Origin of the sequence: Azospirillum sp. A29 (assembly GCF_042604625.1) — a bacterium.
GTDB lineage: Bacteria > Pseudomonadota > Alphaproteobacteria > Azospirillales > Azospirillaceae > Azospirillum > Azospirillum palustre.
In genome coordinates this window covers 56,244-78,049 of sequence record NZ_CP170465.1, presented here as the reverse complement: position 1 = coordinate 78,049, position 21,806 = coordinate 56,244, and the positions used below count along the sequence as shown (strand labels likewise).

At 67.7% G+C, this 21,806-nt stretch carries 16 protein-coding genes and 2 pseudogenes; 8 read left to right on the top strand and 10 right to left on the bottom strand.

The genetic code is table 11. The features are described 5' to 3' along the window. Positions 1-377: 377 nt before the first annotated feature. On the bottom strand, positions 378-1,232 hold the full coding sequence (locus ABNQ38_RS14695; protein ID WP_377807918.1) for a hypothetical protein: 855 nt from the start codon (positions 1,230-1,232) through the stop codon (positions 378-380). Between the two features lie 359 nt (positions 1,233-1,591). Beyond that, complete coding sequence (locus tag ABNQ38_RS14690; protein ID WP_377807917.1) at positions 1,592-2,848, bottom strand: replication initiation protein; 1,257 nt, start codon at positions 2,846-2,848, stop codon at positions 1,592-1,594. Between the two features lie 617 nt (positions 2,849-3,465). On the opposite strand from ABNQ38_RS14690, the gene ABNQ38_RS14685 reads away from it, so the two are divergent. The 4 genes from ABNQ38_RS14685 (at position 3,466) to ABNQ38_RS14670 (ending at position 7,838) form a co-directional block, all read left to right on the top strand. After that, entirely contained in the window at positions 3,466-4,158 is a 693-nt protein-coding gene (locus tag ABNQ38_RS14685; protein ID WP_377807916.1) for a hypothetical protein, read from the top strand. Between the two features lie 380 nt (positions 4,159-4,538). Next, a complete protein-coding gene (locus tag ABNQ38_RS14680; protein WP_377807915.1) occupies positions 4,539-5,528 on the top strand; it encodes a helix-turn-helix transcriptional regulator in 990 nt (329 codons plus the stop codon). A gap of 247 nt (positions 5,529-5,775) precedes the next feature. After that, a complete protein-coding gene (locus ABNQ38_RS14675; RefSeq protein WP_377807914.1) occupies positions 5,776-6,462 on the top strand; it encodes a hypothetical protein in 687 nt (228 codons plus the stop codon). A 317-nt stretch (positions 6,463-6,779) separates the two neighbouring features. Further along, a complete protein-coding gene (locus tag ABNQ38_RS14670; RefSeq protein ID WP_377807913.1) occupies positions 6,780-7,838 on the top strand; it encodes an HIRAN domain-containing protein in 1,059 nt (352 codons plus the stop codon). 285 nt (positions 7,839-8,123) lie between these two features. Here the strand turns inward: ABNQ38_RS14670 and ABNQ38_RS14665 are convergent, their stop codons facing one another. Continuing rightward, on the bottom strand, positions 8,124-8,441 hold the full coding sequence (locus tag ABNQ38_RS14665; protein WP_377807912.1) for a hypothetical protein: 318 nt from the start codon (positions 8,439-8,441) through the stop codon (positions 8,124-8,126). A gap of 181 nt (positions 8,442-8,622) precedes the next feature. On the opposite strand from ABNQ38_RS14665, the gene ABNQ38_RS14660 reads away from it, so the two are divergent. From ABNQ38_RS14660 to ABNQ38_RS14645, 4 genes are all read left to right on the top strand, one after another. Further along, positions 8,623-9,480, top strand: a complete 858-nt coding sequence (locus tag ABNQ38_RS14660; protein WP_377807911.1) for a 3'-5' exonuclease — start codon at positions 8,623-8,625, stop codon at positions 9,478-9,480. A gap of 41 nt (positions 9,481-9,521) precedes the next feature. Beyond that, on the top strand, positions 9,522-10,376 hold the full coding sequence (locus ABNQ38_RS14655) for a phosphorothioated DNA-binding restriction endonuclease (protein WP_377807910.1): 855 nt from the start codon (positions 9,522-9,524) through the stop codon (positions 10,374-10,376). A 235-nt stretch (positions 10,377-10,611) separates the two neighbouring features. Further along, positions 10,612-11,169: a hypothetical protein gene (locus ABNQ38_RS14650; RefSeq protein ID WP_377807909.1), complete on the top strand. Its 558-nt coding sequence runs from the start codon at positions 10,612-10,614 to the stop codon at positions 11,167-11,169. 87 nt (positions 11,170-11,256) lie between these two features. Then, positions 11,257-11,406: a hypothetical protein gene (locus ABNQ38_RS14645; RefSeq protein ID WP_377807908.1), complete on the top strand. Its 150-nt coding sequence runs from the start codon at positions 11,257-11,259 to the stop codon at positions 11,404-11,406. Here ABNQ38_RS14645 and tnpB read toward each other — a convergent pair. From tnpB to ABNQ38_RS14610, 7 genes and pseudogenes are all read right to left on the bottom strand, one after another. Beyond that, entirely contained in the window at positions 11,403-11,627 is a 225-nt protein-coding gene (gene tnpB, locus ABNQ38_RS14640; protein WP_377807906.1) for an IS66 family insertion sequence element accessory protein TnpB, read from the bottom strand. The genes ABNQ38_RS14645 and tnpB overlap by 4 nt on opposite strands. 203 nt (positions 11,628-11,830) lie before the next feature. Then, positions 11,831-12,007, bottom strand: a pseudogene (locus ABNQ38_RS14635) (transposase); the annotation flags it as partial. Positions 12,008-12,427: 420 nt separating this feature from the next. Beyond that, positions 12,428-12,871 (bottom strand): AAA family ATPase, encoded by a 444-nt coding sequence (locus ABNQ38_RS14630; protein WP_377807905.1) that lies wholly within the window; start codon positions 12,869-12,871, stop codon positions 12,428-12,430. Between the two features lie 5 nt (positions 12,872-12,876). Then, positions 12,877-14,058 carry a hypothetical protein gene (locus tag ABNQ38_RS14625; protein ID WP_377807903.1) on the bottom strand — a complete coding sequence of 394 codons (1,182 nt, stop codon included), beginning with the start codon at positions 14,056-14,058 and terminating at the stop codon, positions 12,877-12,879. Further along, entirely contained in the window at positions 14,055-19,430 is a 5,376-nt protein-coding gene (locus ABNQ38_RS14620; protein WP_377807950.1) for an AAA family ATPase, read from the bottom strand. Before ABNQ38_RS14620 ends, ABNQ38_RS14625 begins: the two co-directional genes overlap by 4 nt. 1,281 nt (positions 19,431-20,711) lie before the next feature. Then, a pseudogene (locus ABNQ38_RS14615) lies at positions 20,712-20,831 on the bottom strand (hypothetical protein); the annotation flags it as partial. Next, the gene (locus ABNQ38_RS14610) at positions 20,812-21,435 is read right to left on the bottom strand and encodes a hypothetical protein (protein WP_377807949.1); all 624 of its coding nucleotides are present in this window, start codon (positions 21,433-21,435) and stop codon (positions 20,812-20,814) included. The gene ABNQ38_RS14610 and the pseudogene ABNQ38_RS14615, both read right to left, overlap by 20 nt. Positions 21,436-21,806: the final 371 nt, after the last annotated feature.

Sequence of the window (21,806 nt, the reverse complement as noted above, 5' to 3'; positions counted from 1 at the left end):
CCCTTCATACCGGAGCCGATGAGCTTGGCCGCTCCTTGGATCAGGGGAGCGTCGTGTACAGCAAGGTTATGTCGGTTGAGGAGGTGATCAGTACGGTCGCTCGAACATCGCCGGCAGAGGTCCCGACTTGCCGAGCCGACGCCGACGGGTTTCAAGAAGCTGGTAATGATTCCGCTCCAGCACGCCATGCTCTGCCAGAGGGTGACGGCAATCGAAGAGTTCCGCAGCCCTCTGGCGGAGCGGACCGAAGCCCGCCTTGATGCGGACACTGTCGGGTTATGCGCGGAGAACTGTGGTTGGCCGCGCAACTCAGCCGGTGCTCAGTCGCGATGCAGCGCCACAACGTTGCCACCAACCGTCACTTGGACGACCGGAGCTTAGGGCGCGCCCTCACCCGACCAAGCAACGATGGTGGCGGGGATGGCCGTGACCTTGCCGGACGGGCAGCGCCGCGGGTGGCTGCGGCGCCAATGCGGCTTCGGCGTCCGACGTCCGCGCCCGCCAGTACCGGCCGGCTCGTCATCAGCACCATCGGAGGGTGCCGCCACCGTCTTCGGCAGCAGCAACCGGACCGCCTCGAAAGCGGGGATGGGTGCCGTGCCGCGGCTCACCCGTGCCTTGTTCATCGCCGTGGGCGCCGCAACGGCCTCACGCTCCACGGCCGGTAAGTTGATCACCGCCAGCAGCGCAGCCAGGAAAGAGCCGGCGGTCGACAGCGCGGCACGGCAGTAGTCGCCCGCGTCCGTACCGTCCGGCGGCTGGCCCCAGAGGAGCATCCACCGCTCGCCCATCCGCAGTTCGCCCGTGCCGAGACCGCCGAGCCACGTGCCGAGGTCGTTCGTGCCGGTCGTGTAGAGGGCAAACAGGATGTGGCCGGTGTCGGGCTCCTGGACCGCATGGATGATGTAAATGTCGACGAGGTCCATCTCGCCGGTGGACGGATCGGCCATGTCGGGCAGGGTGACATCGATGAGCATGGCCGGAAAAGGCAGCCGCAGCTCGCCGGCCTGCTGCAGGTCCATCGCCGTTTCGAACAGCGCGCCGTCCCAGAAGGCGTCGATGTCCTCCTGCATCACGTACAGCGGCATCTTGCGGAAGGCGAGAGCCAGCGTCGCGCTGTCGCGCAGCAGGCGCGGACGGTTCAAGCCGGAGGCGTTGACGATTCGCTTCGCCGCCTGACGCAGGGCATCGCAGACATGGTGGACATGGGTCGGCTTCATGGCGGTGCTCATGCGGCCTCGCTGAACCAAGCGTCGGTCCCGCTGACGCGGTTCTGGACGGGCGGGCGGGTGGACGCGCCGCAGACGCCATGCGTCACGGGGAGCGACATCGAGAAGTGCATGTTGAGACGGAGCCTTCCTGGTCGGAGGGACCGATCCTGAGGACCGGGGCGGGCGTCGCGCGCCGCCACGCTGGGATGTGGTTCAGCTCCGCGCTGGACTATCCCGCCCGGCGCTGGGCAGCCATGCGTGGGGCGCGCGACGGCTTGCCCCCGCCTCCATGGCCACGCAGCCGTCGGCCCTCTCCATGCCGCACCCCGGCGCCTCCCCCGAGGCGCGCCGCCAGGGGACTATCTGATGGGCCTGAACGCCTAGACCTTCGGAGGTAGAACCGCCACCACGCTCTTGAGATGCCGCTGGACGGTGCGCTCCGCCATGCGCAGCGCTGCCGCCACCGTGCCGACGGACACCGGCAGGCCAACCGCACGCCGCGCCCGCACGCAAGCCTCGATCGCATCGCACGTCCTCTGCTGCCGCCGTGCCGCGGCATACCGCCCACCCGCCGCCATCCGGTCGGCCGGCGGCAGCGAGCGATCCGCGTTCATGACGCCGCGATGGGGTCGGATCGCCGTGTCCGCGCGCCGCTGGAGCTTCCCGCGACAGAACCTCGTGATGGAGCGCGCGAGGGCGGCGATCTCGTAGGTGGGCAGGGGTTCGGCAAACGTGTTTTGCTCCTCGAGCCACCCGCGCACAAAATCCTCGAGAACCCGCCAGCAGCCTTCCTTGGCCGCGGCGCCGTGATACTCCTCCCAGCGCTCCCGGACCTCCGCATACGCCAGTTCCCGCACTGTGTTGAACAGGTGCACATTGCGGCTGTCCGGGTCCTCCGCAGCGCCGCCGCGGCAAGGGCCGCGACCGGTCTCCAGGGCAAGTGCGATATCGGCGTGGCTGGCCAGATCGCTGAGCGTGGTGGTGTTCCCCTCAGGCCAGCACAGCACGTCGAAGCTTGGGTGGAGCGGATTCTTCACCGTCCGCCCCGTCGCGGCCGCGGCGAAGGTGAGGTCGCCGTCCAGGGTGATGGCCAAGGCGCGGCGGACCAGGCCCAGAAAGGCCAGCGGTTTTGCCCGCGCCTTTCGCCCGAGCGCGACACCGGCTTCCAGCAGCCAGATGTGATGATGATAGCCACGCCGCGCCACCTCCGGATGCGCCTCGCCGTTTACGATGGTGAGGAACGGCGCCGGCAGCCCGCATGTCCGCCAGCGGTCAACGTCGGCATGGTCGCAATCCACGACGACAAAGCGCGTGTAGGCGGGGGTGCCGGTGCCGACCCCGGGAATCGCCGCCCAATCAGCCCGCCATTTCCAGCGCTTGAACGAGGCCTTGAGCCCTGCCCGCGCCTCGGCGCGGGTCAGAGGCCGTTCAAAGGCAAGGATAGTCTTGGGAAGCAGGTCCCAGAACTCCTGCACGCGGGGATGACGATCGGAGAGGTCGATATGGCGCGGCGCCTTCTTGCCGGTCAGCGGTGCGGTGCTGGTTGGGCCATTCGGGGCGTAAGCCGCTTCCCAAGACGGGGAATCGGCGGAAGCGAAGAGGGCGAGATCGCTCGGCAAGTAGGGATAGTCAGGCATGGTGCTCCTACGGCCACGTTCATGTTGGTTCCGATATGGTCCGATCCGCGCAGACCAATCGTCCGAGCAGGCCGGGTTGGTCGCCGACTTGCGCCGCCCGCCGCGGATCACTGCGGGGCTGTTCGGTGGGGGTGTCCGGCGGCGGACGGCGACGCGCGTGCGCCGGAGAGCGTGGCCTTGACGAAGGACAGGGCGATTGGTGGCCAGCCGTCCGGCAAGGCTGTGGCGTGGGTCGTGTCGGAAGCCGCCGACGGGATCGGCGCGACGGGTACAGCGCCGACTGGATAGAGCCAGAATCCGGAGTGGTGCGGCGGCTTCGCCGTCGGCACCGCCGGGGCCGCGGCGCCGAGCACGACAATAGGGGAGGACCGCCCGTCGTGAAACGGACGCCCCCAACAACCGCCCCGCAACGTTCACCACGCCGACTGCTGGTCGGGCAGCCCGACCGAACGACGAACCGCCAAGAGCCCAACGCCGACCGGCGGATACGGCGCGGTGCCGCTCGCCGCGACCGGGACTTCAGGACCGGTGGGGCAGGGACGATGAGGCGCGAGTTTGACCGGTGCTACCGGGCGATCCAGATAGTCCGCCACCGTTCTCACGCTTCGGAGAATCCCGTGACCGCAACCGCTCCTGTACCCGTCGATCAGTTGCCCGCTGCTGCGCGCCTCGTCGCCGACGTGCTTTCCGCCTGGATGGCTGAAGCCTCGGCGCCGTTCGACGAGGAAGGCTTCCCCGTCGTTATTTGGCGCACTGAGCACCTTCCGGAGATCCCCGACGATGTACTGAATCGGCTCGACCGCGCTGCCGTCAAACAGTTGCTGGTGGAGTGTGGCTTTTGCCATCCCGGCTTGCCTGACTTTTCCCAGAAAGTTGATCATGTGCTGGGGCGTTCCGAGGAGGAGGTGGGCGCGTGCATCCATGACACCGCGCGGGCGTGCGGTGGGATTCTCTGGCTCGATGAGAACGGCCGTGTCCGCTTTTTCAACCGGGTCGAGCTCGATGAGGCCGATTTCTGGCGCCTTGAGGACTTTCTTTTGCTCCTGGCAGCCTTGGGTTGGCAGGCCAGCCGTGCCCATCTGCACCCGTCGAAAGCCCCCAGATGCTTTCAGCAGCTGCAGTCTGTGGATGTGAGGGTCAGGGCGCTGACCTTCCTTCGCAACTCGGACAACGTCGTGGAGCGGACCTGTCCGGATCTTTCGGCTACCGAACGCGCTCAGCTGTGCAGAGCGTTGCAGAACGCTGCCAAAGAGATTGTGAAGGACGGCGACGTTCAGCCTGACGGAGCGTTCGCCGTGACCGTGGCGTGAAACGCGTAGGCCATCGCGTTGGTTCTCGACGATGGAAACGCCGGCAATGGGCTCGCACACACGGCGCGGGCTCGTGACCGGTCGGGGCCGTCTTTTTCGCCCGCCGCCGCCACCGTTTCACGCCACGCGCCATCCGCGATGATGCCCAGTGGAACGCCACCCCACCCAGGACTACCGCAAGAATCAAGCGGCCTGCTCAACGTATGGGCGGACGCAATCGGACGGCTGTGGACGACGAGGGAATGTCCACCGGCTGAAGCCCAGGGGCGCGGCTCCCGAACGTGACGGTGACGATTTGTATTCCCAGGGGCCTTTCCTGGCGCTGACGGTGGAAAATATCTGAGCGGGTCCGCCCACCGGCGACACCAACAGAGGCCCTCATGACCACCCGGAACATCCAGAACGAACAGCGCGATCACGCGGCTATCCTTGCGGAGACCGAAGGCGCGATCGCGCCGGAGCCGAACACGCAGCCGGACCTCGCTCATGACTGGAACGAGGCCGACGAAGGGAGGTTCGTTACGTCTCTCTCCGCCTTCCTCGACGGTCTGCGCCACGCTCACAAGAGTGCCGACAACCTTCAGATCGCCTACGAGAGCCTCGTGCATGGCGCCTTCACCATCGCCAATCCGCCGCCGACGCTGGCGGCGGGGAACGCCCTGTTCCTGGAGCAGTACGCTCTCGCGGAACCGCATGTCCGGCGGGCGTTCGTCGCCAAGATTCTGACTGGCGACATGGAGTACGCCCTGCCCTTCGCCCTCAATGGCGTGCCTTTCCCCGTCGATGTGCCCGATGCCGGTGAGGCGTTGGCAAGCGTCGTCACCGATATGGACTGGCACACGCTTGAGGACGAGGCGGAGGCCGACGACCAGGCAGTGGACGTCGGCCAGGCCATGCTGAAGGCCGCACACCGCCTGCGGGAATACGGGCTGGCCAATGAGGCGACGATCAGGACGTATACCGCCCTGGCCTGCCGGCAGCCGACCGTGGCGCCCCTTGTGGGTCTCCAGGATCTCGCCCTTCCCGACAACGCGTACATGGTGGCGCTGCGCCTTCTGGGCGACATTCAGGCGCGCCGGCAGCCGGATGCCCTGACGGAGGGGCTGATGCGCGCCCTGGTGCGCTGGCTCTGCGGCAAGGTTCTGGAGACGATGGCCGGCGCGGACGTGCTGGCCATGCGCGAGGACGCGGGGCTGACGCCGCAGGACCTCGCCGATCGGATCGGCATCACCCGCCAGCATCTCGTGTCTCTTGAGGCCGGAGAGGCGCCCGTCAGCGCCCGCCTCGGCCGCGCGATCTGTACCGTCTGCCGTGACGCAAAAGCCGGAGCGGGGTCCGCAGCAACCGCACAGACGGTGGTGGCGGGCTGATTACCGTGCGGGCGGCGCGGACAGTGTGCTTGGGGGCGGCGTGGTCCACGCTGCCCCTACCGCCACCCAGTGGAAGAACCGGGTCGGTACGGGGTGCTTGCAATCCGGGCCGGCCGTACGGCTTCCACGCCTCTGGGAACGATCCGCTCGAACCGAGAGCCCAGGACCACGCAACGCCCGAGCCGCATCTGAACAGCGGAGCCAAGGATCCGCACACCACCATCACCTCCAAGCTTCGGAGATCCACGTGACCGCGCCCGCCCCTGTGCCCGTCTCTCAGCTTCCCACCGCCGCCCGCATCGTTGCTGATGCGCTCAACACGCGGATCCCGGCAATCGTTGCCCTGTTCGGGGAGAGCTTCACTCGCTTCACTCTTTGGGTCGACGAAAGGCTGCCGGAGGTCAGCGATGGCGTGCTAGGCCGGCTCGACCGGGACGCTATCGTGCAGCTGCTGGACGACGTGCGGGACAGCGCGGGCTCGTTTGAAGCCGATAGGCCTGACGTCTATGGCTTGGCCGATGTCATCGCGAGCTATCCAGCTGAGATGCGAGCCATCGTGGTCCGCAACATCACAAGGGACCATGACTTACTGTGGCTCGACGAGACGAGCCATGTTCGCCTTTTGGAGGAAGCCCCGCTCAGCAATGAGGAGGAACATTGGATTGATGGTTGCCTGATCCTTCTGGCCGCATTGGGGTGGGAGCCCAGCCATGCGCATCTGCATCCGTTAAGAGCGCCCGCCCTGTACCATCCGCTGTCGGATCGGGAGGAGAAGGCGTTTGCGCTGACGTTTCTTGACTATCACGGTGTGGACAACATCGTGACGCGCTGCTGTCCGGATATCTCCGGCCATGTGCGCGCCAGCCTGTTCGCAGCGCTGCTGGCCGCCCAAATGGACCACGCTGAGGGCCTCGTCGCCGCAGGGGCGCGTTGACTGAGCGCAGAGCGGATATCGATCCTTCCACATCCCTATGAACATGCCCTCAAGGAGCGGACGCTCGGTAGCCAAGCGTCCGCTCTGGGACGGCAGAACGGAAGATCACCGATGCCGATGCACCGTTGTTCATGACCAATGCATGCCTTGCGCGTCATGTATAGTATAGAGTGCGCATGATGCGCGTATAGGCGAGCGCTTGCGAATGCAGAATAACGGCAGTTATCTAAAGACTTGCTGGATTGCGCTCAGCGAATAATATCCCTTTTTTAATCGATTGCGCGTGTGTCGTGACTTCTTACAGGAATAGCGAGGCGATGAACAAGATCACGACGACGCTTGCGGGGCTGCAGTTCTACGATCTCCGCTCGCTGCGCCAAGCGCTTCAGCAGGGCACTCCGCTCCGCGCGCAGCGCGACCCCGACAACCCTGCGGACGGGAACGCGGTTTCGATTTGGCTGGACAGGGACGTGGCAGCCCGCTGCGAGCTCCTCGACCTGATCGACGACCGCTTGCGGGATCAGCTGTGCTGGCAGCTCGGACACATTGAGCGGGGGCTGGCCCGGCATCTGGCGCCGCTGCTCGATGCCGGACAAGGGCTCAACGTGTTCTTCCACTCCGGTGGCCGAGATGGCGCTTGGTCCGTCGAAGTTCGGCTGGAAGGCGCCGCCGCGGAGGCGGCTGCAGCGAAGCTGATGACCGAGCGAGAGCGCGCTCGGCTGGTAGAGAAGTTGCGCGCTGCCGCGCATGCCGAGGAGCGCCATCTGGAGCAGGCCGCTCACGTGCTCGCCGAGCGGTTCCCAGGGTGTAGCTGGGACCTCGTCCCGGTCATGCTTCCGGAGGTGATCACCGACGGCGAGCCCCGGATCGAGTACCGGCGTGGCCTGCTCGACTGTAGGAAGCACCGCCAGCCCTCGAAGCGCCCGTGGCTGGGGCCTCAGGAGTTCCGCCTGGAAGACGTCGAAGAGAACGGGCACATCCAGCATCGGCGCGCCGAGGCCACCGAGGCGTTCGCGCCGATTGTCGATGAGTGGGTGCGCACCGACGAGACGCGCCGGGAGCGCCGCCGAGCCACGGATGCCGCTCGACGCGACGAGCAGCGGTGCCGCGAGGTTGCGAACATCCTTGCCGCCGCCGCGGCCGCCGGGGTGGTGCCCCGCTTCCGCCCCCGCCATCGGGACCACCTCCCAGCCGAGTGGCTCCGGCGTTACCAAGTCGAGCAGCTGGGCCTGCGGCCGGAGCATTGCCGCATCGTCGCAGCAATCGGGACGGACTACGGGACCACCCGCTACCTCTACGCCGCGCAGGTGGACGAGAGGCGGGTCGTTGAACACCGGGAGCGGCGCAGTGTGCAGGCGCGTGAGCGTCGGATGTGAGCCCGCTGCGATGAGAGCGAGGTGCCGTTTTGACCCACGGAATGATCAGTGACCGGGCCGTCGAACGGGCCCTGGTCACTGATCCTGAGCGACGACCTTCAAGGGCACCGTGATCACCGCCGATGCGGCTTTCACGCAGCACCATCCAAGGCGAAACCGCGATTGAGGTGGTTCACGTCTTCACCAGCCTGCCGTGCCATCGGTGCCGGTGCCGCCGACTTGTTGTGCCTGTCGCGCAAAGATTAGGCGATTGAAAATCTCCTAGTTGGGCATCAATCCTGGCGCTCAGGGACTGCGGGGAAGCACGACACCTCCCGCCGAAGGGGCGATCTCGGCGAGGGCCTGCGCGACATCGGCGGGCAGGCGGACGCGGACGGGAGCCGTGCCCTCCTTCATGATGCGTTGGTTGGACCGGCGCTGGGCGAGATAGTTCTTCAACGTGCGCCAAGCGGCCGAGGCCAGCAGGCCGGCAGCGACCTCTGCGGTGTAAGTCTCGTCGAAGTCATCGGCTAGCGCCGCCGCGTCCCTCTGCTGGAGGATGCGCTGCGCCTCGGTAAGGACCTCGGCCGCCTCGTCGAGCCGAACCGTCCTTCGTCGCGCCATGCCGTCTTCCCGCGTTGTGCTGATCCCTCAGCAGAAACTGCTCCGGCCTGAACCGTCGGCAACGGGCGCCCTCCTTTCAAGGTGCTCATGCTCACGGTCAGGTTAGGAATAGCGTCTGATTGCCGCCCGCGAGCCAGATGACGTAGCGTCAGCGCTGCAATCAACCAAGGCGAGCGGCGGCATGGTGCAGTATTCACACTCGGTGCTGGCATGCCTGGATGTCGAGACCGTTCCCGAAAACGACCTGCTCCCGCCCGATACCGATTTGGCAGCGTTCCCGAAACTGCCGTACCATCGTGTGGTGGCCGTCTCCTTTGTCGAGGCGGAAATCGTGCACGAGGATGGCGGGACCGAGTGGTACCGGGTCACCGGCGTGCGTAGCGGCGGGCGCGAGGATTACACCGAGGCGCAGATCCTGAAGGCGTTCTGGCGGTGGTTCGCCGACCGGAAACCGCGGGTGGTGACGTATAACGGACGGGGCTTCGACCTGCCGCTGCTCAAGCTCCGCGCTCTCTTCCACGGCATTGCGGCGGATTCCTGGTACAGGGCGGGCGACAGGTGGTCGACCTATGGGCAGCGCTACAGCGCGGACTGGCACTGCGACCTATTCGACGTACTCAGCGACTTCGGCGCCACACGCAATCTCGGCGGGCTCGACGATGTGTGCCGGTCGATGGGCCTGCCGGGCAAGATCGGCGGGCACGGCTCCGAGGTTGCCGACATGGTGGCGCAGGGGCGCATCGCGGATGTGCGCGCGTACTGCGAAGGGGACGTGCTGAACACGTTCGCCCTCTACGTCCGTTACGCCCTGCTCTCCGGCCGGACCACGCCCGCCGGGCACAACCGGAGCCTGGAGAGCCTGCTCGAGCTCCTGGCCCATGAACGCGGTGACCGTGTCCATCTGGGCACGTTTCTGGACATATGGACCGAAAACGCCGCACGACGCGGCATGCCGCTGCTGGTGTCCGAACCGCCGGTCATCCGGTTGACCGACGGCGCCGACCGGCATCTGGAAAGCGAGCACGTGCTGCCCGTTTAGAACGGGCGTGCGACCACTGAACACGCACGGGCGGAGCAACTGTGGACGCGACGGACTTCCTCAACAGAATTGACGGGCTACGGCGCCATACCGGCAACGGCGTGAGGGCTCCTCACAAGCCTCTGCTCCTGCTGTTCGCGCTCGCGCGCCTGAAGGCTGGGAAGGCGACGATCAGCTACAGCGAGGCCGACAACGTCCTGCCGCGGCTCCTGCGGACCTATGGTCCCTCAGGGACAAGGGCGCGCGTGGCCGACCCGTTCGTCCGGCTCCGCTCCGACGGAATCTGGCAGCTGGATGCCAGACCCGACCTCTTCGACGGCAGTGGGCAGGGACGCCCCGCCGCGATGGCCGCCGCCGATCCGGAAGCGGGGTTCACGGACGAGGTGCTTGACCTGTTGCGGCGCGACCCCGGCCTTGTGGACCGGGCAGCCCGCCGTCTCCTCGACGCGAACTTCCCGCCGGGCCTGCACGACGACATCGCCGCGGCGGTGGGCCTTGACCTTGGGCCGGGCGAGGGGACCGCCCGGGCCCCCGGCTTCCGCGACGCCGTGCTGCGGGCGTACCGGTGCGAGTGCGCCATCTGCCGGTTCAATCTGCGCAGCGACGACGCCCTGGTCGGCCTGGAGGCGGCGCATCTGCGCTGGCATGCCCTGGGTGGTGCGTGCGAGCTCGGCAACGGTCTCGCCCTGTGCGTCCTGCACCACCGCCTGCTGGACCTTGGGGTGCTGACCCTCTCGGCCGACTTCCACGTCGAGGTGAGCGGAACCGTGAACGGCGGGTCGGCCGAGGCACTCAACCGACTGCACGGTCAGCCGATTTCCTTGCCAACACAGTCGGCGCACCGGCCCCGGTCAGAAAACATTGAATGGCATCGGCGCAACGTGTTTCGCGGCTGAGAGGTTACCTGCGGGGGCAGCCATCCGACTCCGTCACACAGCGCCGCTCGCATTTTTGTTGACGCAAAAGTGCGTGATCGGCTATGAAGGGGCTAGGGTTCCCAGTCCTGGCCTCCTGCGGGGTCGAATCTGGTGATCGGGAGATTATCCCGGACTTCCAATGGAATGTCGTCGGACCTCAGTAGAGGCCCGGTGAGGTTTCCGCAGGCACCGCGGCCACCAGAGGACCGACAGCATGGCCATCATCCGTACTTCATATCAGATTCGTTCCGCCGACTTCCTCCGCGACGTGAAGCATCTGCTTCGTCCGCTGATCGACGGGGTGAAGCTCGGCCACCTTGATGAAGCCGTCGCCCGGGGTTTCGGTTTCCCGAACAGGACGGCCGCACTCGACACCCTTAAAACCCGTCCGGTCACCGTCGAAGTGAACGACGCCGCCTTCCGTGCCCGGCTGGCCGAGTTCGGCGGAAAGGTCGCCTCCGGCATGTTCGCGTGGAACGTCCATGAGGCGGTGGTCGACGCCGGAACCAGGGGATCGGACATAGTGCAGGCGATCATCAACGGCGAACCGGCGACCCTGGTGCGGGAGTCGGCCTTGCGCATTCTGCGCGACGCCGACGGCAGTGCCGTTCCGTCCTTCGCTGAGGGTCTGCCGATCAAGGGAGACGAGATGCTCGATGACGACGGAATCACTGCCGAGGTAAGGGATCCGCTCGCCCCCGAAGTCATCTATGAGGACGAAGACCTGAGCACGAGCTGGGAGCACATGCAGACCTCGCGCGGCTGGCGCTGAGATCGCACCGGGCGGCGGAGCAATCGAAGGCGCTCCGCTGCGCCTCTTCGCCGAACATCAGGAACTCGACGCGAAGAGCAAGCCGCCATGGTCTCTTTCTACAACTCCCGCAACGAAACCATTATCACGGGCACCTTCAAGTCTGCCATCCTGCGCGACGGCAGCATGGTCACCGGCCAGGTGGTTGGAGCCACGGTCGGCAAGTTCGATGCCAGCGACGGCAGGCCCGAAACCTAGTTTTCACTGAGACCATCCGCGACGGCCATGCCGTTCTGATCGGCGTAGAGAATTTTCACGCGTCCAGCACATTTCCCTCGGAAGATGTAGAGGTGGCCGCAGAACGGATCTTTGCCGAGGGACTGCTGCACCAGCAGGGCCAGCCCGTCGAAGCCGCGGCGCATGTCGCAGGGCTCCAGCGCCAGATAGATGCGCACACCAGCCGGGATCGACAGCATCATGGCCGCTCCAGCACGCTGATCACTTGGCGCAATGCTTCGGCATCGACATTCCGACCGACCCGCAGCAGCCGTCCGCCGGCCAACTCGATCTCGATCATGCCGGCACCGCATGGAACTGGCGACGTGAGGGGAAGAGCCGGCGTGGTGTCCGCCACCTCCACCGGCGCAAAGACGGGCGGCGGCTCGGCTGGGGTGAGCATCTGGCGGCGCCAGCGGAACAGCAGGCTGGGATCGACCCCGCGCCGCCGGGCGACCAGCGACACGCTCACGCCCGGCTCGTAGGTTTCCGCCACCAACTGCTCTTTCTCCGCCTGCGACCAATACCGCCGGCGGGGTGCCGCCTCGACGATCTCCATCACCAAGGGAGCGCTCGCCGTCATAGGGACAGCACCAAGACTATCCCTATGACAGCGAGCGTTCACCTCCTCCGCAGCGGCAAAGCGGCGCGACCACCGGCCCAGAGCCCGACGTCCAATTCCATGGGCTTCAGCGTAGGCTTTCAGCGTCAGCCCGCTGCCCTTCCAGGCCTCAAAATGACCGCGCCAATAGCTCTCCAGATCCTGACCCGACATCCTCTTACCCCGCTGAGCTGCGACTAGCGGAATATTTCATGAACCATTATCATGTCGGATATGTCGTCACGCAACGCTTATGGTTGTTCAGACACTCATCTCATCAACCGCCAACGAAGTTGACAACACCGTGTGGGTGACGCCGATGGCGATCGCCGCCTGGACGCCGCCCGCTACCGGCCGATGCGGCCGGCGCGCTACTCCGACATCGCATGACCGCATATTCCCTCAAGCTAAAGCATTAACTGAGTGCCGCACCGCGTCCACCACCTCGATGCCAGGGACGCCGTCCCCAGCGAGGGCTTCGGCGACGCCCGTCGCGAAGACCTCGTGCCCCTCCTCGATCATACCCTGCTTGTCCGGCGCGTTGCGCCAGCCGCCGTCACGGATCTTCTCCTCGAGCGGCCGATCAACAACGACGTAGCGCACCTTCACCCACGGGGGCGCCACCGACCGGTTCAAGGCTCGATGCGCCGCCTCTAGGTTGATCGCGTCGAGTAGCGCGTCGCGCCCGCAGGCAAGGAGCTTCCGGACGCGCTCGCGCGCCACCGCAAAGACCTGGGGCTCGAGCAGCCGCGGGCTCTCCTCGCGGATAGCGTCTGTCGAGACTATACCCTCGGGGTGGTTGCGCGCCGCCCAGGTGCTCTTCCCGGCGCCCGGTGGTCCGACCATGAGCGTCAGGCGCTGCCCGCACCGCGGCCAGTCCCAGCCAACCTCCTCCTTGGGAAGCCACTCGTCGGCGGCTTCCCGAGATCTGCCAACTCCTGCACCTTCGCCAACGGCGCCGGGTCGAGATGCGCCATCATAGCCCGGAGCGCGTTGCCCTTGCGGCATAGATGGACTTCGTTCCCAGAGAGCAGATGCCCGCCGACCATGCGGATCTCCGGGAGTTCGAGCTGGAAGGGGTCGATGCGGACCGGCGGCGTCGGATAGTTCGCCGACGGCGGCCGAGACCACGGCGTCGCCGGCGAAACGAGCCGCGACAACGCCGGCAAATGGCGGCGGACGATCGCCGTGCGGACGTCGTCGAGGAAGGGAAAGAGCACGCGGACGTGGCCGCGCCAAATCCTCTTCGCGACCTCCTCGCACCGCCGCGTCGCGAGGAGCGCGAGCGTATCGACCCGGACATCGTCCTCCCAGACGTCGACGAGACCGTCTTCCCAGCACGTAGCGCGACCGCCGACGCCCTCGGCCGCGGCAGCTTCTAGGACGCCGCGCGGGTCGAATTGGAGCTCGTCATCGAGGCCGAGCAGCGCCTCGAGTAGGCCGCGGTTCCATCCCGAGAGCTCGACCGAGGCCGCCCGCGCCATGCGCGGGATCAGGCCGGTCGGCGCCGCTGCTAGCGACGCCGCCCAGGTCTCCGTATCAATTCGCGAGATGTAGCCCAGCCACTTGGCAACGGCCGCCGGGCCGAAGACGCCCGCCGTCTCCTCCGGCCGCAGGCCGCCCGGCACCACGACCAGGAGCCGCGGCCCGAGGCCTGGCTCGAGCTTGGCACGCCGGAACTCAGACACGAACAGCTGCCACCGCCGCCATCGCGCTGGGTCTATGCCGTGCACCACGAAGGTGCGTCCGTCGAGCTCCGGAGCCCGGACGAGATCCTCGACGCTGCGGATGCCGAGGCGGGCGCCGGCGCGCGCGCCGAGCAGATGCGCCGGGGAGCGGACGTCGGCGCCGTCCTCGGCGACCTCCGGCCGAATCGCGTCGGCCTCGCGTAGGCGCGCGGCCAGCGCATCGTTCAGCCCGGCAAGCCCCGCCGGGGCGGACACTGCCACCACGCCATGCCGCGCACGGCGCTCGAGGACGCCGTCGAGGAAGCGGCGCGGCCCCGGGAGCGACCACCAATCCATCCCGCTCATGCCACGGTCTCCTTGGCCCGGCGCAACGCCTCAAGGACGAGGGCGTTGAGCTCGTGCTGCCAGCGGCCGTCGACTCCCTTCCGCCCCTTCTCTGCAACGGCCTCGACGAGGCCAAGGCAGAGCGCGTAATCGAGCACGCGGTGCGGATCAGGACTATCGGATCCTCGGAGCTCCTCCGCGAGGTCGGCCAGCGTAAAGCGCCCGTCCGCGCCGAGGTAGGCGACGAGGCTGCGCAGCGCCGCTCCCAGCGCCTCCGAGAGCCCCAACTCGGCGGCCAAGCCTTCGTGCGTCGCGAGCCTGTCGCGTACCTTGCGCAGGTTCGCCTCGAGGCGCGTCTTGCTGGGTGCGTCATCGGGGAACACCGCGCATATCGGCCCGTTCCATCCGCCCGTCGTCGCGTGGATCTCGGCGGCGCGGAACGCCGCGTCGAGGATCTGCGACTGGTTGAGGAGCGTCTCCGTCATCATAATGCGCCACGGCAACAGCGTGTGGACCGGCATCTCCGCCAAGCGCGGCCGCAGGTCCGAGGACACCCAGGTCGACGCCTCAGAAGGCCCGCCGATGAAGACGACGTGACTGCGCCCCTCGCGCACCGACGTCGCCGCCGCTGCCTTCTGCACCCATTCTGCGGTCCAGCGGCACTGCGGCGGGACGACGAGGACCTTGCGGCGCTCGCCGGTCGCTTTGAGGAACTTGATCTCGGAGACGAACTCGGCTACGCCGCGGCTGCGCGCGAGCTCGATCTCTGGGCCGTTGCTGCCCATTCCTACCGGGGCGGTGCGCAGGGCCTCCGCCACTCGGTCCAGTCCCGCCAGTGGAACGCCGAAGACGAGGCGCACCGGCTCACCGTCGGAGCGCAGGAGGTCGTACTCCTGGCCCGCCGTTAGCGGCGAGCGAACGGAATCCCTGTCCTTCGACGTCGGCTCTAGGAAGCGCCGCTTGACCCGTGGGTCGAACACCTTGGGAGCCGGACGGCCGGAGAAGGACAGCAGGCCGTCCACGACTCCGTCGGCGCCGCCGAGAAAGCGCAGGATCGAGCGGGACCGCAGCGTCCAGCTGAGGTCCGACGCCTTCCGCAGGAGCCCTAGCCCCTCCATCTCGTCTAGAAGGCCGGCAACATCGTCGTCGGTGACCACCCCGTCGCCGAACGTCTCCTTCCAGTAGCTGCCCGCCAAGCGCCGGACCTCGCGCGCCGTGAGCCCCTCGTCGGAGAAGCCGGCCGACCCGCGCTCGACGACGTGCTGCGCGACCACGTAGGTCAGCAGCTCGTAGCGCCCCTGGTCCAGCTTGAGCGTCTTGTCGAACGCCTCCTTGATGTCGCGCAGTGTGCTCTTATCCTCAAGCACCTTCGACACTGTCTCCGCATCGACCTGCCGTACAATGCGACGCTCTGTCCGCGCCCTTTCCCGCAGCGTCCGCACAAGGTTCTTGCAGAAGAGTTGTATGAGGACGGGGTAGTAGTTGCAGGCGCTGAGAATGCGCCAGACGTCGTCGCGGTTTTCGAAGGTCACGCCCATCCCGCTGAGCGGTCGGGTGACGAGACGCTCCGCGTCCGCGGCGTCGCGGCCCATCAGGGGGCCGATCCGCAGGACGTCGCGATCAACGTGACTGACCGGCGAGTTCTCGGAGTTGCGGACCATGCGGGCGATGTTCTGCAGGCCGGCGAGGACGACCTTGAAGCGCCGTCCGGTACGCGTCATCAGGCCCTGCAGCTGGCGAAAGGTCCCGAACTGCTTGCGCTCGTCCTCGCTGACGAAGGTGTTAGCCTCATCGACCAGCAGTAGGACGCGCCGCTTGGGATTCTTTGCCAGCCACTGCTCGATGCGGCCACAGAACATCTCGCCGTCGTGCACCTCGCGCCCGGGCCCGAAGATATCGGTCATGTGGGCGGAGGCGAGCTGCCAGATGCTCTTGGCCTCCGTCTCGTAGAGCGAGACGTAGACGCAGACCCGCTCGTTGGACGGATCGTGCTCGCGCGACTGCACGTAGCGCAGCAGCGCGGTCTTGCCGAGACGGCGCCCGCCGTAGACGAGGAAGCCGCTGTCGAGGCCGACGATCTTGCGGATCTCGTCGGCGCGGCCGACGAACATCTCCGGCGGGACGGCGCCGTTTCCCGAGTCCTCGTAGGGGTCGGCGGCGCTGAACGCCTGGGCCACTTCGATAATCGTCAGCGGTCGGAAGCGCCGCTTCGACAGGGCGTAGAGGAACAGCGTCTCGTCGACGATGAGCAGCCGGCGCCCCTCGGCCGTGAGCCGCAGCGCCGCCTCCTCGCGCTGCCGCGAGGACACGGCGCCCGCGACAAGCAAGAGCACGCCGACGTGGCCGGCGTCCCCGCACAGCTCCAGCAGCACGCCGACTTCGGGGATTCGCTCCGTCACGCACAGCCGCCAGGCGCTCTGCGTCTTGCTGCCGAAGTCCGGCAGCATAAGGCTCCCCTCCCCGCCGAGGCGCATCGTGATGTCGCCGACGAACATCGCCTTGCGCTGGTTCGAGCGCCCGGCGTCCATCTCATTGCCGAGATCGCAGCGCAAGCCGAACGCCGTCAGCATCGATGTGGCACCGGCCAGCACGCCCGCCACGTTGCCGCCGCCGCCGCGGACGACTTGTCGGAAGTCGCGCCAGTGGCGGAGCAACTTGCTCGCCTCGTCCGGCTCCTCGATGGACGAGAAGTGCAGGCCGCGGAAGTCCTTCCGCTCGGCGATCGCCGCCATCACCTCGTCCAGCGTGTAGCCCTTCTCCGGCAGCGCGTCAGGGACTGCGGGGAAGTACTCGTTGAAGTCTGCGGGACGGATCATCCCGTCTGCCGCCTCGCTGCCATCCTTCTCAACGTGGTCGAGCATCTCCTCCGCCGTTGCTAGATCGGCCATGTCGAGGAGCTTGCCGATGCCACGCCGCAGCTCGTCGGCGCGCTCCGGCGGCAGCGCCGCCGCGATCGACGCAAGCCTCGCCCCGAGTACCTCGCGGGGCTCCGCGAGCAGCGCTGCCACACGGTCCTTAACGTCCGCGACGCGACGCTCGACTGCTGCGAAGTCGAGGAGACGCTCGGCTGCGCCGGTATCGGGCGCCATCGAATCGATGTCGCTCGGCAGACGTGAAATGTCGACCTCCCCGAGGCGCTGTACGAGGTCATCCAGGGACTCGGCGCCCGGCGGCCCGAACCGCTGGGCGCGCATGACCTCGCGCTTGGCCTCCTCTACGCGTTGCTCGAGCGCGCCCCGCCGGACCGCCATGCCTCCGTCTATGTCATCCGCCATCTCTCTAAGGAACGAGGCGGGCAGGCCGTACCAGCGGCCCGCACACACCAGGAGCCGGGCGGCGATAAACGAGCCCTCGCGCATGCGCTTTTCGATGGCCGAGCGCACGGACCGCTCGGTGGAGCGCTCGGCCAGGGCCGGCGGGAGGTCGTCGAGCATGGCACCGATGATCGCATCCGGTTCGTACGGCGACGGCGTCCAGCCGCCCGCGTAGAGGAGGCCGGGGATCCACAGCAGCGGGCCATGCAGGGCGACCAAATGACGCACCGGCTCGACCTTGGGCGTTTCCTCGCCCGAGGCGATGCCCTTGAGGCGGGCGAGGACCCCATCAGCCAGGGCGACCGCCGCCGCGACGACCGCTCCCCGCTCCGCCGCTAGCGCCGCCAACTCGCGCCGGGCGCGGTCGGAGCCGGCGACGATGATGCCGCCGATCTCGCGCACCACCTTCTCGCGATGACCCAGCCCGTCCATCGGGCTTGCCGCCTCGACCCACGCCTTGCAGTAGCTGGCAAGCTCGCCGAGGTTTGAGATGAACCGCTCGCGCACGTCGCCGTACAGCTCCGCCGCCCCGGACTCCTCCTCACCGACCGAGATGAGGTTGTTCGCCTTCTCGTAGCTCAGGCAGAGATCAACTATCTCGCGCGCCTCCGATAGGCCATCGCCGCGGAGCATCGCCGCCTCTAGACGGCCGACCGGGCCAGCCTTGCTACTCAGCCAGTTGCGGACCTTGGTGGCGGCTTTGATGTCCCACCGTCCCGAGCCGATGACCTTGGCCTTCTCGACGACATGGCGGCGCACCTCCTCCGCGTGCCGCCCGTCGCTCGACGGCGCGGCGGCATAGAGGTTCGCGACCGTCAGCGGGAAGCCCTCGTCGCGGTTGCGCGTCACCGCCCTGGCGAGATCGAAGAAACAGTTGCCGACCCCGCTCTTTACGAGAGTCCCGATCGTCTCCACGAGGGTCCGGTGCGACGCTCCGCCGAACAGCGCGGGCTCGATGAGGGAGGCCAGCATGGCGATGCGGCGCGCCGTCCTTAGGTCCGAGTGCACGGCGGGCGAGCCGGTCATCTCCTGGGCTATCGTCGCCGCCTCGTCGAACATGGCGATCTGGCGCTGCGTCTCCACGTGGGAGAGCCCGTGGCCGATGCCCGCCGTAGCCGCCAGCCTGAGCTCGGTTTCCGTGAACGGCATCCCGGCGTCCGGCATCGACATGCCGGCCGCCCGGCGAAGATGGTAGGCCGCGCCGAACTCGCCGGCTGCGAACAGCTCCTCTAAGCGCCTCGCTACATCGCCGGCCATCGGCACGGCCGACTCCAGAGCGGCCGCCCCGGCAATGGCCGCCTCCGCTGCGGCCCGCTCCAAGCGCACAGCCTCCGCCGTCGCGTCCAGCTCCGCCTGCCCAGCCGGGCCGGCCTCGGTCGGCGCCGCCTCCTCCGGGTCGTCGAACTCGACGACCTCTGGCTCCTCCGCCGCGCTCCGCGGCGCAGGCTCGGGCTCTGGAACCTCCGCGGGCGCTGTCGGAGCCTCGACCCTGATCCCCAGCGCGGCCATGCCGTCACTGCTCGGCGACTTCGGCTTGGGGGCCTCTGTCCCTCCGGCTACGCTCTCCGCATCTGAAAACGGCGCCGGCCGAACTGGAGGGGCCGGCGCGACGTCCGGCGGCGACGGAGCGGCATCGATCAGCACGGTCGCAGCCTCACGCGCGGCGTCGTACCCCGCGCTGCGGGTCTCCTTGAGGCGGGCACCGATGCGGGTCAGGACAGCGCCGAGCTCGTCGAAGTCCTCAATCGTGCGCCGAGCCTCCTGGCCCGACTGGAATACCTCCTCCGCTAGCGTTGTCTTGGCCTCGGCCCGGCCCACCACCGTCTCTGCCTCGGCGAGCGCGGCGCGCGGGACGCAGGAAGGCGCCTCGCCGACCAGTATCCCAATCTCCAGCTCGGCGGGCTCCGCCTTGCCGAGCACCGAGAGCCTCCCGAGGACGATCTCCAGACGCCGCAACAGGTCGCCCGTATCTGCGAGGGGCGGGCGAACGACCACCCACAGGTCGGCATAGTGCTTCAGCACCGCGACCTTCGCGGCGACCGTCTCCACGTCCGAGCCGTCCGGCGCGCCAGCCTCCATTGCCCTGGCCGCCTCAATGAGCTCCTGAAGCTCCCGCCGCCAAGATCGCGCCAGGTCCTCCTCGCTCATCCCCTCGACCAGCGCGCCGGGCGCCACGTCGGGCCCCGGACGGAGCGCCGCTGCTGCGACGGCCTCGGCGACCGCCGGCCCCACCTCGCGGCCGTCCTCCTCCCGCTTGCCCTCGTCGCCGTCCGCCTCGCCGTCCCGCCCAGTCCCTTCGCACGACTCGTCGAAGGTCTCAACGCCCATGGCCGTGTCGGCCTCCTCAGGCTTGCCCTCCGGGATCCACGATGCGCTCGCGCCGTGTCCTGTCACATCGGCACTCCAGTCGAGCGGATAGGCGGCCAATACTTGGCACGCCTCGAGAATCGACTCCGCCGAAGCCCCGAAGCAAGCCCGCCGTTCCGCAACTAGATCGGCCAGGGCCGGATGGTCGAACTTAGTGTACACGAACGCCGCGACCCAGGCGAACTCGGTCGCCTTCGCGGGGTCCTTGTCAAGCATGGCCCGGATTTCGGCGAATGGCGGTTCGGCCGTCCTACCGCCCCTCGGCGCCTTGGGAGCTTCCTTGGGAGGCTGGGGGCCGCGGTAGCGGTGGTACATAATCTTCTTGCCGCGGCGCGCCGGCGGCCCGCCCATCACGGCCGTGTAGAGCCCTCGGAAAGCGGTGTAGTCGTGCCTCTTGCTCGGGTTCGGGATGCCGTGGAAAACGGCCTCGCGGTAGAACGCCCGCAGGAAGAACGGATAGCGCATCCCCTCGACGACCAGGCGCTCCCACTCACCCGCCTCGGGCACCCGGTCCGGCCAGCCCCTGAAGCCGGAGATCCGCGCGATCTCCTTGCGGCCGGCCGTTGCGCCGCGCACGTAGCACTTCAGGAGCGCCATCTCGCGACGGACCCACTCCGGGGTCACGAACTCCGGGAGCGCCAAGCACGGCTCGCGCATTTGGATTCTCTCGGTGACCAAACCATCCATCCCGCCCATGTCCTCTCCCCCGAACGATGCGCGCTCCAGGCGCGCTTGAACCAGGCTCGGCCCGGCCGGCCGCGGTGTGGCCGGCACCGGCCCCTCCTCGACGGCCTCCTCGACGACAGGCCCTTCCGCCGGCACCTTGCGCCGCCCGGGTCGGGCCGGCGCCGCGGCCTCCTCGGGCTTGGGCTCGTCGACCGCATCGAGATCGCCCTCGCGCTCGTCGTCGAGGACAAACCGCGCGAGGTAGCAGGTCCCGTCGACTCGCACGACCCGAACGTGCCGCCATGCCGTCTCGTCGACCTCGCCGGCGGGCAGGCGTGGAAAGGCCATCGGCGTACCCGCCGCGTCGTTCCGAAGCCACCGCCAGAGGTCGCGGGACGATGTCGCGTCGACCAGCACCAGTGGCCTGTTACCAAACGACGCCTCTTGGGCGACAACGTCGCGGACGAACCGCTGGTAGGGCGCCGCACCCTGCGCATAGCTTGATCGACCGGTCCGGCCATACGGCCGCGGCGGGGATGTCTCGGTAGAACCCCTCAATCGTCCGCGAGGCCGCGGCCCGGCCGCCGCTCGCGCAGAACCTCTTGAAATCCGAGATCGCGACCACCGGTCGGCGCACGATGAACTCGCGAACGTCGCTGTAGGCTTGCTTGCGCCGCGGCGCTGGGAACCCGGCGACCACCGCGCGCAGCCGCTCGTGCTGCAGTTCCTGCAGTATTTCCGTCTCGCCGCCTGCGCGACCGAGCTCGACGCAGTCGTCCGTCGGCACGCCGAGGCCGCTATCGACCAGGACGACGTCCGCGTGGATGAACGGCGGTCGGAAGGCGGCGAGCCCCCAGTCGCGCGCCGGACGCGCCGCCATGGCCATTGTCTCATGCACGCAGCAGCCGAGATCGTCGACGCCTTCGGCCAGGTAGAGGCCCGAGAGTAACGAGAGCGCCCGCCTCAGGCGCGGCGGCATCGTCCGGTCCTGACGGACCGTCGCATCCGCCCGGTCGACGTCCGCAAGGTCCAGGAGCCCGCCCGCCAGCATAACGAAGGCAACATCGGGTGAAGGCGTCGGCATCCTGTCTCCAGTCAATCTCTCACGTGCACAGCGATATCGAGCCTTTTTGCCGGCAGCACTTCCAAACCTTTTAGCGGATTACCTCAACCATAAATACGCACTCACGCATCGTCAATTACCATCGATAACAGCATCAGCCTCATGATGCCATAAATGCTGGTTGCGGCCCCACGAAAGCCCGCAGTGGGCGGGCGCGGGCCACCTGGCACGCAACTATTTCTCAGTTCCACCCTCAGGTGCGAGTGATGCGACCAAAGAAGCCGCAAGGCCGCGTACGAGATCGGCGGTGGACTAGCACTACTTTGGCAGTTCCAGCGTGACGGCGCGAGGTGAGGGCT